Below are 13,377 nucleotides of genomic sequence, written 5' to 3' on the forward strand. Positions count from 1 at the left end.
GCAACTAGATTTATTAAGGTCCAATCGAAACAATAACTTTCCCTGAACGAGCGACTAAGGTTTCATGCTGGACTACAAAGGCCTCAACAAAATGAACACCTTTATAAGACGTACTTTCTTCCTTAATCGCATAGCCTTTCTCAAAACCACCCCGTAATTGATTATTCTGTTTAGCTTCTACCCCAGTGTTTGTAATTTGCCAATATATATCCATGTCAGATGGAATAGGGTTTGTGATTTCAAATTTTAGATTATACATTTTGGGGACAGTAGACCCCAATATGAAGCGGTTAATAAATTGTGAAGCAGACTGTTTTTTATAGTGAGCTTTAACATTTATTTCTTGTACTGATGCGGGTTCGTTCCACGGGTGATTAATACAATGTGTTGGAATTGATATGCGAGGCAGGCTTCCCTCTTTCAAAATAAAATCATAATTTTCAGTAGAAGCTCTGGACTCAGATTTTATGATTTCAGAATGGAAGTTGTCGCCAAATATTCTACGCCATTTGTCAATTGACTCAGCTCGTTCTTGTTCTTCATAAGCTTCGTCAACCCAAGTTTTGTATCGATGAATACAACTGCGAAAGTTTTTATACTTTACTTCATCCCAATGCCGAGTAAAAGTTTCCCCTGGTTGTACTGGATTTACAATTTCTGGCATTGCAGGATTAGCTTGTAAATATTGGTCAAGCCTTGTTATTAACGACCTAAATGAGGTTGCAATATCAGTAAAATGATCTGATGTGTTATCAAAATTATTAATTACCTGATTACCAAGAAGTGTGGTTAAAAGTACAGATTTACAAGAAAATTTTTGCTTTATATCTCGTAAATACTTAAATAATCGAATCGATTTAATTAGGTTATTATTTTTAACAGTTGTGTTTTTTGCTTTTAACCAAGCCTTATAAGCTTCAGGATCAGTAGGCTCAAACTCATTTGTTGCTCGGTTACAGACAAAGTATTCATCCTTATCTAGCATAACGTTAGACTTTTTAACCATGCAAGGAACAATATCTATATGGAAGTCCCCCGCATAGTCTAAATATACACACCTAGTATTATAGTGAACCATGTCAGTATAAGTAACGTTATTTTTAAAGACCTTATACACTTCTTTTACATAATCACTTGCAGACCAAGCTTCATTCTCACTTACAAAAACAACAATATCCGCATCAAACTCTTTGCTAGGTAAAGGTTTTATAATAGTTCTGTGTCCATATGAGCCTTGGGGGGATGATGCAATAAATAAGTCTTTGAATGGATCTGAGTCCTTAAGAACATTTATTACAGTTGTAGAAATCGATTCCATCTTATTTAGACGAGTCTGGTTAAGATTAACTGTGTCATTCAGGAATTGGGTAAAAATTTTCTGGTGTTTCATTTTCTTCCCTTACAGTTCTTTAAAGTTAATTTTGCGGCTATTCGGAGACATATAGAAACACCATTCATAACGAGTTCTATTAAAGTGATAAATAAAAACTTTATTTGGAATGTGATTTTGGTTAAATTCAGCCCCTATTCTCATTACCAATGAACACTGAGCTAAGATTGTAATATGTACTTCCTCAACATTTGGATATCTAGTATTAACCTCGGAGTTTATGAATTCCCTTACTTGCGTAACAAAAGCTACTTGCTCTCGCTCAGAAAACATATTTCCAATATATTTATTTGGAACTTCAAGCTTTGCAACTACATCAAGATCTAGCTTTTGTTTAAATAAATTGACATCACTAGAATCTGATATTTCAATTGATAACCCAACTTTTTTTACACCTGTATCATTTATTGAATCGTTCATAATTATTGTTACAGGTTTATGCAAAGATTGTCCTCGTGATCGCTTATCTCTACAGTCTAACCAGCGATTTTTATCTGCTTTATCCGTATTACGATTCCAACAATAAAATTGAGTTAATCTTTTATTTCCAACTAAAAAACCTAACACAAAACAGTGAGGAACATGTGCGATTGCTCCCAACGCCAATGGCTTTTGTGGTTCGAAACTGTTCATTCTAGCCAAGTTAACTTTTGCAAAGTTATTAAATATAGATACAGACTCTTTAAGCCATTGGGTTTGCGATTCATCTTCATCTTTCCATAAAAATAAATCATGATTTATTCCTGCTGTTTCAATCGTCTGTTCGAACGAATCACTTAATGTAGGTGCAGCAGCCCCATTAAGGGATCTTAAATCTATACTCTTAGCCCGTTTTTTGGCCTGGGCTTCCCCATAGAAGTGTGTGTACCCCTCTAAAATTATGCCAAACAGGATAGTGATAGCCCCCAACCAGCCGATGAGGTTTGACAAAATAACAGGGGTTGGTGAGTTAGCAGTGTCAACCAAAAATGAATAATCTTGGTAAGTAAAACTAAAAATAAGAGATGGGATACCTAACGAAAGTAAAATAAGGCCTGTTTTAATCAAATAACGAGCAGAGGATAGCCTTCTCTGAAGGATTACATAAACGATATCCATTAATACATTAACTAATTTCATAGCCCTCCCTTTCTCAAGAAGCAATTTATTAGATGATTTCGAGCTACTATTAGTTGCCGAGCAATCAAAAAACTAATTCAAACATTTCGTATTAATAATCAATTGCTACTAGCTTTATAAAACATTCCAAATTTGTGGCTAATATTACTTAGCCACTTATAACTTACAAGTTAACTTTCTGGTTTCAAGTAATGAATGATTTGATTTGAACTTCCTCGCCACTCCAATGCTGGATCAGCCAATTCTTGCTCAAACTTACCATCGATAAAAACATCGACGAAAGCAACGACTTCCTGCTGGGCTGGACTTAGTTCTGCTATTTTATAACCAGACCAAAGCCAAATATCTTTACCCTCACAGTCACTCTTTACTCTTTTAACAAGCTTTAGAATAGAGGATAAATTAGCAGGGTGTAGTGGATCCCCTCCCGACAGTGACAACCCCTTTTTCCTAACCCGTTTATCGTTAAGATCGTTAATTATTAAATCTTCCAATTCCTGAGTGTAAAGGTGTCCAGCATCTGTACGCCATGTTTTCTGGTTATAACAACCACGGCATGCATGCTCGCACCCGCTAACAAACAACGTACAGCGAGTACCTACACCATTAACTACATCAACCGAATGATAAGCACTGTAATGCATTATAAGTGTTTGACTCTGCGTTTAACTTCTTCTTGTTTACCCGTATTAAATGGTCGAGTATCAGGACTACCTAGATAGCCACATACGCGACGAGTTACAGATACCTTAGCACTGTCATGATTACCACATTTAGGACAGGTGAAGCCTTTACTCGTACAGTCAAATTCGCCAGTAAAGCCACATTCGTAACATTCATCAATAGGCGTATTAGTTCCATAATATGGAACTCGATCATACGAATAATCCCAAACATCTTCCAATGCTTCTAAATTATTCTGCATGTTTGGATACTCACTGTAACAAATGAAACCTCCACTAGCGATTTTAGGATAGTCCATCTCAAAATCTAATTTATCGAATGGATTTACTTTTTTCTCAACATCTAAGTGGAAACTGTTGGTGTAATACTCTTTATCAGTAACACCCTTTTGAATACCATAAATCTTAGTATCAAGCTTGCAGAATCGAGTACATAAATTTTCACTCGGAGTACTATATAAAGAGAAGCCCCAGCCAGACTCTTCCGTCCAAGAATCGACAGCATCTTTTAATTTTTGTACAATTGCCAAGCCTTTTTTACGTAGCTCAGCACTATCGTAAATGTCTTTTTCATTATAAAGAGCATTAATCGTCTCATGGATGCCGATATAACCTAGTGATATAGAAGCTCGACCATGTTTAAAAATATCTAAAATTTCATCATCAGCATTTAAACGAACACCACAAGCGCCTTCCATATAAAGGATTGGAGCAACACGAGCTTTTACACCTCGGAGTCTGTCTATGCGCGTATCTAATGCTTTACGGCATAACTGTAAACGTTGGTCCAGTAAATTAAAGAATACTGCTTCATCACCTTTCGCAGTCATTGCAATACGTGGCAGATTAAGACTAACTACTCCTAAATTATTCCGCCCCTCATGGATCTGTTTACCATTTTCTTCGTAAACACCTAAAAATGAACGACATCCCATCGGAGCTTTAAATGAGCCTGTTACTTCAACTACTTTTTCATAATTTAAAATATCTGGGTACATGCGTTTTGAAGCACACTCTAAAGCTAGTTGTTTAATATCATAGTTTGGATCATCTTTTTTGTGGTTCACACCATTTTTAATACTAAATACCAACTTGGGGAAAATCGCTGTTTTTTTACTCTTACCTAGCCCAGCTAATCTATTCTTTAAAATGGCCTTTTGAATTAATCGCTCTTCCCATGATGTACCTAAACCGAACCCGATGCTGAGAAATGGAGTCTGTCCGTTACTAGAAAACAAAGTGTTAATTTCATACTCAAGTGACTGAAATGCATCAAAACATTCTTTCTCAGTCCGAGCTTTTGCAAATGCTTTCGGATCAGCAATATCCCACTCTTCAGCCACTTCTAAATGCTTGCTATAACTTGCTTTCACATAGGGTGCAAGCACTTCATCAAATCGATTCAGAGTTGTTCCACCATATGTATGACTAGCCACCTGAGCCACTATTTGAGCTGTCACAGCTGTTGCTGTTTGAATTGATTTGGGAGTATCTATTTCAGCATTGCCCATGCGAAAACCTTGATTCAGCATATTTTCTAAATCAACAAGCATACAGTTATACATTGGAAAGAATGGTGCGTAATCTAAATCATGGTAATGAATATCACCATCGTCATGCGCTTTAACGATTTCTCGCGGCAACATATGGTTGCGAGCATAATGTCTTGAAACAATACCAGCGAGTAAATCACGTTGTGTCGGGATCACTTTACTGTCTTTATTTGCATTTTCATTTAACAAGTCTGCATTACTTTGTTCAACAAGTCCTTGGATCTCGTTATTTAGCAAGCTTTTCTTTTCTCGTTCAATATCTCTATCATGTCTATATTCAATGTATGAACGAGCGACATCGGGTTCCACATGCATTAATTCAGATTCAACCATTCGTTGAATTGCCTGAATACTCACTTCTTTAGAGTCTGCCAACAAATATTCCACTTGTTTGGAAATAAAAGCTCCTAGATTCGGGTTTTTCACACCAGATTGTTCAACAGCGGCATTTACTGCATTAGCAATAAAAGCAGAGTCAAAAACAGCCTTAGCTCCATCACGCTTTATTACGATTTTTGTCATTTGAAATTTTCCTTTATGCAGTAATTAACTTTTTAGTGTTTCGCTTTGGAAACTGCACTAAGTGCCCAAAAGTCTACCTTTTTAAATATATATAAAATGCGAGAGTATTCTCACATTGAAAACTTGATTATTTAAATACTTTCATGCTGCCATTGATAATGAAGATGTGAATGAAACAAGTGAGTTCGAAGGCATTTTAAAAGAATTTAAAAAAACATTGTTAGAACACACACCATGTTTTTTTAAATTCTTCTTGACCACATAATGTCCGTTGGCGGTATGCAACGTATTAACTTCATATTCCAGCGATTGAAATGCATCTAAACATTCTTTTTCTGTTTGTTTATCTGCATAGGTTTGCGGATCCGCAATATTCCACTCCTTCGCGATATTAAGATGTTTTTTATGGCTAATCGCAACATAGGGAGCAAGAATAGTATCAATACCATTGATGGTCGTTCCACCATAAATATGGCTAGCAACCTGTGCAATAATTTGTGCGGTTACCGCTGTCGCTGTCGAAATTGATTTTGGCTCTTCAATTTCAGCATTTCCCATTTTAAAGCCCTGGGTAAACATGCCTTTAATATCGATAAGCATACAATTAAACATAGGAAAGAACGGTGCATAATCTAAATCGTGATAATGTAACTCACCTTTTTCATGCGCACGAACGACATCGCGTGGCAAAATATAAGATTTTGCATAATGCTTAGCGACAATGCCCGCTAATAAATCACGTTGAGTAGGGATTACTTTACTGTCTTTATTTGCATTTTCATTCAGTAATGACGCATTACTCTGCTCAATCAAACCATGAATTTCGCTATTTAATTGGCTTTTGCGCTCACGTGCTAAATCACGATCATGGCGATATTCAATATAGACACGTGCTAACTCATGATACCCCGCTTTCATTAAACTTTTTTCAACGGCATCTTGAATATGGTGAATATCAACTTCAACCTGGTTATCTAATTGACTATCAACTTCCTTGGCAATAGCAAAAGCGTCAACTCCCTTACATCGAGCAACACCAGAAGCTTTTAAAATCGCTTCAGCAATGCGTTGGGGATTGAAAGGTACTTGACTACCATCGCGCTTAATAACAACAGGTTTCATGGGGACTCCATATATGAATAGACACAAGATATTGTGGTAAGGCACTATACATAACACTATATCTAGTAAAATTGATATATATCAAAACAAATAATGTTTATGAAATGTCAACTTATTTCGATAAATTTATTTAGAGAAATAACGCAAAAAAGAAAAATATAAAAAAAAGATGTTTTACTATCAGGAATAATTCATGGAGAAAGTCTACTCGATAAATATAGTTATTTTTACACTGATTAAATACGAATTTATTGTTATAATACAGCGCCATTTAGGTTGCATAATACACCTATAAACGTTGTGGATTTATATTTATGAGTAATTATTTTTTATTATTTTTCGGTACCGTGTTAGTAAATAACTTTGTACTCGTAAAATTTCTAGGTTTATGCCCTTTTATGGGTGTGTCCAATAAAATTGAAACTGCCGTGGGTATGTCCTTTGCTACAACCTTTGTACTCACGTTAACGGCCGCGCTTTCTTATATCGTCAATCACTATATCCTATTGCCGTTAGACCTAATTTACTTACAAACACTCAGTTTCATTCTCGTGATTGCCGTGGTTGTTCAGTTTACTGAAATGGTTATACATAAGAACAGCCCAACCTTGTACCGTCTACTCGGGATTTTTCTGCCCTTAATCACGACAAACTGCGCCATTTTAGGGTTGGCATTACTGAATATTAACGAAGATCATAATTTCATCGAATCAATCATTTACGGCTTTAGTGCTGGAGTCGGCTTCTCGCTTGTGCTCGTCATCTTCTCATCGATGCGCGAACGTTTAGCTGCTTCTGATGTGCCATTACCATTCAGGGGTGCATCCATCGCGATGATCACGGCCGGTTTAATGTCTCTTGCCTTTATGGGCTTTACTGGCTTAATAAAATAGCCAATAAACGATATCGGATATAATTAAATGATAACAAGTATTAGCATTGCTATTTTCACGCTGGGCATTTTGGCCGCTATTTTCGGGGCGATATTAGGCTTTTCATCACTACGATTTAAAGTCAAAGAAGAACCCATTGTCGAAGAGTTAAATGCCATTTTGCCGCAAACACAGTGTGGCCAATGTGGTTACCCAGGCTGTAAACCCTATGCTCAGGCTATCGCCAATGGAGAAGACGTCAATAAATGTCCTCCTGGTGGTGAAGCCGTGATGAAAAAACTTGCGGAAAGAATGGGCGTAGAACCCAAACAATTAGAAGGTGAAGAAGCGCCTAAATTAGTCGCCTTTATTCGCGAATCTGAATGTATTGGTTGTACTAAATGTATCCAAGCCTGTCCGGTTGATGCGATTGTCGGTGCCACTCGACAAATGCATACCGTGATCACCGATGAATGTACTGGTTGTGAATTATGTGTTGCCCCCTGCCCAACCGATTGCATTGAGATGTTACCAATTGCTATCAATGAGCAAAATTGGCAATGGGACTTACAACAACGCATCCCAACTAAAACTGTTACTGAGTCTTAGCATGACAACAAAACCAATTAATTTACTCAGTCAAGAGTTAATCGACCAAATATCATCGGGAAAGCAATGGTCTTTCCACGGCGGCGTGCACCCTCAACAAAATAAACAACAGACAGATCAGATCCTAATTGAAGATGCTGGGATCCCACCTTATTTAATCATTGCCGTTGAACACAAAGGGTTTATACCTGAAATATTAGTTAAAGTTGGTGACCCCGTCTTAAAGGGGCAAGCATTAACCAAAGTTTATGGTGCAATGGTGGTGCAGCACGCAAGTAGCTCCGGTACGGTTCGCGCAATCGAAAAACGAGCAGACTTACATCCATCAGGTTTACCAGTATTATCTATCGTCATTGAAACCGATGGATTGGATAATAGTATTGAATACAAAAAATTCGATGACTATACAAAGCAATCAAATGCAGTCCTTATTGAGACAATTCAGAATGCAGGTATTGTAGGATTAGGTGGCGCAGGTTTTCCTAGCCATTTAAAGATAATGCACAGTGAAAATATTAGTTTATTACTGATCAATGGCATTGAATGTGAACCCTATATCACCGCCGATGACCGATTAATGCAAGAGCAAAGTGATGAGCTTCTAGCGGGTATTAAGGTCCTGCAACAAATTCTGAAACCGCAATTAACGGTGATTGCTGTTGAAGATAATAAACCCCAAGCTTGTTCCGTATTAAATGATGCCGTCAATGCCAGCTTACAAAAAGATATTATCGTCACCACTATTCCGACCTGTTATCCATCGGGAAGTGCGAAACAATTAATTGAAATAATTACCGGCAAACAAGTTCCACAGGGCAAACACTTAACGGAACTTGGTATTGTCATGCTCAATGTCGGCACCGTTGTGGCGATGAAAGAAGCGGTCATAGATGGTAAACCATTACTGTCTCGTATTGTCACAATGACGGGTGATGCATTACAAAAACGCGGTAATGCACGTGTTCGTATTGGCACTCCGATTCAGTATCTGTTGGATAAATATCAATATATAAACAAACCTAAACAAAAATTGATTATTGGTGGCCCGATGATGGGATTCACCCTAACAGAAAGCGATATCCCTGTTACCAAGATATGTAACTGCATACTTGCACCGACTCGCAAAGAACTACCAGATCCACCACCAGAAATGCCATGTATTCGTTGTAGCGAGTGTGCAGAAGTGTGTCCGGCTGAATTACTACCGCAACAATTATTATGGTATTCAAAAAGTAAAGACACACAAAAGTTAGATGAATATAACTTATCTTCATGTATCGAATGTGGTGCCTGCGCCTTTGTTTGCCCGAGCCATATTCCTCTCGTCGAATATTACCGGATAGCTAAAGCTGAAATAAAAAATGCAGAACAAGAAGCTAAAAAATCAGAACAAGCGCGCATTCGTTTCGAAAATCGTCAAGCTCGCTTAGAACAAGCTAAAATTGATCGTCAGAAAAAACTGAAGGAAGCTGCCGCACAACGTCAACAACAATTAAAAGAAAAAAATGGCGGTGAAGACGTTGTTGCAGCAGCCATTGCCCGCGCTAAAGCCAAAAAAGCAAGCGAAGGCAATAGCACCGAAGAAACAACGACAACCAATAAATCGCCAAATACAGCCGTTGCAGCAGCAATAGCCCGTGCTAAAGCAAAAAAAGAAGCCGCACAAGCAAATAACACAGAACAAACAACTGCTGGAAGTACGAAAAACCCAGCCGTTGCCGCAGCAGTCGCCCGTGCTAAGGCAAAAAAAGAAGCTGCACAGGCAAATAACACAGAACAAACAACTGCTGGTAGTACGAAAAACCCAGCCGTTGCCGCTGCGGTCGCTCGTGCTAAAGCAAAAAAAGAAGCGGCACAGGCAAATAACACAGAACAAACAACTGCAGGAAGTACGAAAAACCCAGCCGTTGCCGCTGCGGTCGCTCGTGCTAAAGCGAAAAAAGAAGCGGCACAAGCAAATAAAACAAAAGAAACAACTGCGGGTAGTACGAAAAACCCAGCCGTTGCCGCAGCGGTCGCTCGTGCTAAAGCGAAAAAAGAAGCGGCACAAGCAAATAAACCAAAAGGAACAACTGCAGATAACGCGAAAAATCCAGCCGTTGCAGCTGCGGTCGCAAAAGCCAAAGCAAAAAAAGCAGCGGAACAAGCTCAAAAGACAGAAGATACAACTGCAGGTAGTACAAAAAATCCAGCGGTAGCCACGGCAATAGCACGCGCTAAAGCCAAAAAAGCAGCAAGAGAAGCAGCTAAAAAAGAACCTGTAAACAATCAGCCTGAATTGAATGATCAATCAAACATGATCGAGCATGACACTCAAGATGGTTCAAATAAAACAGAAAATAATAATAAACCGCTACCAGCAGACAATAAAGCAAGCCGTATAGCAGCAGCGGTTGCCAAAGCCAAAGCAAAAAAATTAGCATCCAAGGACTAAAAATGGCATTTATAAACGCAAGTTCACCTCATCAAACCACCCGTTTAAGCACAGGTAAAATGATGCAATGGGTCATTATATGCTTGGTGCCAGGAATTATCTTACAAAGCTATTTCTTTGGCTGGGGAAATTTACTGCAGATTTTGATCGCATCTGTTGTTGCCCTATTAAGCGAAGCATTCATATTAATACTTCGAAAACGACCAATAATATTAACATTAAAAGACTGTAGTGCATTAGTCACCGGAATATTAATCGCCATCTCGATTCCCCCCCTTGCGCCTTGGTGGATAGTTGTTATTGGTACATTCTTTGCGATTATTTTTGTGAAACAACTGTATGGCGGATTAGGACAAAATTTATTTAATCCTGCGATGGCGGCTTATGTTATTTTGCTTATTTCCTTTCCTTTGCAAATGACAACATGGGTCCCCGCACATTCGCTACAACCCTTTTCCATCTCATTGTTTGATCAGATACAAGCATTGCTTACTGGCTTTACAACTGAGGGATACTCAATCGAACAACTGAATACAAGTATCGATGGACTCACCATGGCTACGCCACTCGACACCGCCAGAAATGCATTAAACTCAGGACAAACGATTAAAGAAATTATTGCCAGTATTGATTATCAAAATAGTTCATGGGAAGCCGTCCGTTGGGTAAACCTTGGCTTTTTACTCGGTGGGTTATTCTTACTGTATAAACGTATTATTCAATGGTATATCCCAGTCAGTTTTATCATTGCCATGGCGGTATTTTCCGCATGCTTTTATTTTTCCGATCCGACATTACATATGTCACCATTTTTCCATCTCTTTTCAGGTGCAACGATGCTCGGTGCATTTTTCATTTTAACCGACCCCGTCAGTGCATCCACAACAATAAAAGGGCGAATGATTTACGCTGCCATCATCGCGTTGATTGTCGTCATTATTCGTAATATTGGTGGTTACCCTGATGCCGTCGCCTTTGCCGTTCTATTGGGTAATATGTGCGTACCATTAATTGACTACTACACAAAACCTAAGGTTTATGGGAGAAAACGCTCATGATAACCACTATTAGCCGTAACGCAGTATTATTAGCCGCATTTGCAATTGTCTGCACCGCAAGCGTCGCTACCATTAATTTATTAACGCGTCCCGAAATAGACATGCAACAGCAACGCGCGCTACTAAAAACACTCGATCAGCTTATTCCGAAAACGTCCTATGACAATGATATTTTTGCCAGCTGCTTTATGGTTCAAGATGATCAACTCCTTGGCAAAGGAAAAGTACAACCGGTATTTGTCGCAACCAAAAATAACCTTCCGGTTGCATTAATGATTGAAACATCCACCTTTCAAGGATACGGTGGAGAAATCGATTTAGCCGTCGGCATCAATGCAAATGGTCAATTGACCGGTGTACAAGTACTAAAACACAGTGAAACGCCAGGGCTGGGTGATAAAATTCAAAGCAACAAATCCAATTGGTTACAGTCCTTTTCAGGTAAAGAATATCAAGAGTTATACCCAAAGCGTTGGGAAGTGAAAAAAAATGGTGGCGAGTTTGATGCATTTACAGGCGCAACAATTACGCCTAGAGCCGTTGTATTAGCGGTTAAAGATGCATTAATCTATTTCTCAAAAAATAAACAAAGCCTATTCAATCACCCTGCAGATTGTGAGTAAAACAATGAATGACACCACACAAGAAACGCAAGTAAAAGATGAATCAGTGCCAAAGACACCTTCTTTGTATAAAGAAATTATCTGGCAAGGGGTATGGAAAAATAACCCAGGTATTGTTCAATTGCTCGGCCTTTGTCCGTTATTAGCGGTCAGTAACACAGCGACGAATGCATTAGGCTTATCAATCGCAACCCTGTTTGTATTAGTTGCATCAAACACCCTCGTGTCAGCACTTCGTCATTGGATCCCACAAACGATTCGTATTCCCGTGTTCGTTATGATCATTGCTTCTCTGGTGACCTGTGTACAATTACTTATGAATGCCTACACTTACGAGCTCTACCTATCGTTGGGTATATTCATTCCTCTAATCGTAACCAACTGTATCATTATTGGACGAGCAGAAGCCTTTGCCTCGAAAAACACCGTAGCACATGCCGCATTAGATGGTTTGATGATGGGACTCGGTTTCTCTATTGTCTTATTTCTATTGGGCGCTTCCCGTGAAATTTTATCGCAAGGCACCCTATTCAGTGGAATAGAAACACTATTGGGTGAACAAGCACAATTTTTAACCGTAACGCTTTTTCATACTAACAGTACCTTTTTAGTGGCAGCACTTCCCCCCGGTGCTTTTTTAATTATGGGGCTGCTTATTGCAATTAAAAACCGTATTGATCAGGGGATAAAAAAATGAACAAACAAAAGCGTCGAGAAATATTAACGCGCCTTCGCGCAGCCAATCCCCATCCTAAAACAGAGCTGAATTATAGCAGTCCCTTTGAATTATTAATTGCCGTTATTTTGTCTGCTCAAGCAACCGATATTAGTGTGAATAAAGCCACAGATAAACTGTACCCAATCGCTAATACGCCCGAAAAAATTGCAGCACTCGGGGTTGATGGATTAAAAACCTACATCAAAACCATCGGGTTATATAACAGTAAAGCGGTTAACGTAATCAAAACCTGCAATATGTTAGTCGATCTGCACAATAGTCAAGTGCCTGAAAACAGAGAAGCATTAGAAGCATTACCCGGCGTGGGCCGAAAAACCGCGAATGTTGTTTTAAATACAGCATTTGGTTGGCCAACGATCGCCGTTGATACACATATTTTTCGGGTATCAAATCGAACTAAATTAGCAATGGGAAAAAATGTCGATCAAGTAGAGGCAAAACTATTAAAAGTTATTCCGGCCGAATTTAAAGTTGATGTCCATCATTGGCTTATATTGCATGGAAGGTACACCTGTATCGCACGCAAGCCACGCTGTGGGTCGTGTATAATAGAAGATTTATGCGAGTTTAAAGATAAAACTGAAAATTAATAGTTTGACGACCTTTCGCTCACGCCCTCAATGCGCCTTACAGAACTCAAAATTCAGTAAATA

General features: G+C 38.7%; 11 protein-coding genes and 1 pseudogene. 7 read left to right on the forward strand and 5 right to left on the reverse strand.

Annotated elements, in window-relative coordinates; all coding sequences use genetic code 11:
- Window positions 1–13: 13 nt before the first annotated feature.
- The 5 genes and pseudogenes from ACR30L_RS16210 to nrdD (ACR30L_RS16230) form a co-directional block, all read right to left on the reverse strand.
- Window positions 14–1,390, reverse strand: coding sequence for an SMODS domain-containing nucleotidyltransferase (locus ACR30L_RS16210; protein WP_435235288.1), 1,377 nt, complete (start codon window positions 1,388–1,390; stop codon window positions 14–16).
- Between the two features lie 9 nt (window positions 1,391–1,399).
- The gene (locus ACR30L_RS16215) at window positions 1,400–2,509 is read right to left on the reverse strand and encodes an SAVED domain-containing protein (protein WP_435235289.1); all 1,110 of its coding nucleotides are present in this window, start codon (window positions 2,507–2,509) and stop codon (window positions 1,400–1,402) included.
- Between the two features lie 170 nt (window positions 2,510–2,679).
- Window positions 2,680–3,153, reverse strand: a complete 474-nt coding sequence (gene nrdG, locus ACR30L_RS16220) for an anaerobic ribonucleoside-triphosphate reductase-activating protein (RefSeq protein ID WP_435235290.1) — start codon at window positions 3,151–3,153, stop codon at window positions 2,680–2,682.
- Window positions 3,153–5,267: an anaerobic ribonucleoside-triphosphate reductase gene (gene nrdD, locus ACR30L_RS16225; RefSeq protein WP_435235291.1), complete on the reverse strand. Its 2,115-nt coding sequence runs from the start codon at window positions 5,265–5,267 to the stop codon at window positions 3,153–3,155. Before nrdD (ACR30L_RS16225) ends, nrdG begins: the two co-directional genes overlap by 1 nt.
- Window positions 5,268–5,534: 267 nt before the next feature.
- A pseudogene (gene nrdD / locus ACR30L_RS16230) lies at window positions 5,535–6,389 on the reverse strand (anaerobic ribonucleoside-triphosphate reductase); the annotation flags it as partial.
- 314 nt (window positions 6,390–6,703) lie between these two features.
- Between nrdD (ACR30L_RS16230) and rsxA the strand changes: the two are divergent.
- Genes rsxA through nth form a run of 7 tightly spaced genes read left to right on the forward strand, consistent with a single transcriptional unit; the run spans window position 6,704 to window position 13,314 of the window.
- A complete protein-coding gene (gene rsxA / locus ACR30L_RS16235) occupies window positions 6,704–7,282 on the forward strand; it encodes an electron transport complex subunit RsxA (protein WP_435235292.1) in 579 nt (192 codons plus the stop codon).
- Between the two features lie 27 nt (window positions 7,283–7,309).
- Window positions 7,310–7,870 (forward strand): electron transport complex subunit RsxB, encoded by a 561-nt coding sequence (gene rsxB, locus ACR30L_RS16240; RefSeq protein ID WP_435235293.1) that lies wholly within the window; start codon window positions 7,310–7,312, stop codon window positions 7,868–7,870.
- 1 nt (window position 7,871) lies between these two features.
- On the forward strand, window positions 7,872–10,304 hold the full coding sequence (gene rsxC / locus ACR30L_RS16245) for an electron transport complex subunit RsxC (protein WP_435235294.1): 2,433 nt from the start codon (window positions 7,872–7,874) through the stop codon (window positions 10,302–10,304).
- Window positions 10,305–10,306: 2 nt separating this feature from the next.
- On the forward strand, window positions 10,307–11,362 hold the full coding sequence (rsxD, locus tag ACR30L_RS16250) for an electron transport complex subunit RsxD (protein ID WP_435235295.1): 1,056 nt from the start codon (window positions 10,307–10,309) through the stop codon (window positions 11,360–11,362).
- Window positions 11,359–11,985 carry an electron transport complex subunit RsxG gene (gene rsxG, locus ACR30L_RS16255; RefSeq protein WP_435235296.1) on the forward strand — a complete coding sequence of 209 codons (627 nt, stop codon included), beginning with the start codon at window positions 11,359–11,361 and terminating at the stop codon, window positions 11,983–11,985. The genes rsxD and rsxG overlap by 4 nt, the downstream gene beginning before the upstream one ends.
- Before the next feature lie 4 nt (window positions 11,986–11,989).
- Window positions 11,990–12,682 carry an electron transport complex subunit E gene (locus ACR30L_RS16260; protein WP_435235297.1) on the forward strand — a complete coding sequence of 231 codons (693 nt, stop codon included), beginning with the start codon at window positions 11,990–11,992 and terminating at the stop codon, window positions 12,680–12,682.
- Complete coding sequence (gene nth / locus ACR30L_RS16265; RefSeq protein ID WP_435235298.1) at window positions 12,679–13,314, forward strand: endonuclease III; 636 nt, start codon at window positions 12,679–12,681, stop codon at window positions 13,312–13,314. The genes ACR30L_RS16260 and nth overlap by 4 nt, the downstream gene beginning before the upstream one ends.
- Window positions 13,315–13,377: the final 63 nt, after the last annotated feature.

Source organism: Psychromonas saccharinae, from assembly GCF_051201515.1.
Taxonomy (GTDB): domain Bacteria; phylum Pseudomonadota; class Gammaproteobacteria; order Enterobacterales; family Psychromonadaceae; genus Psychromonas.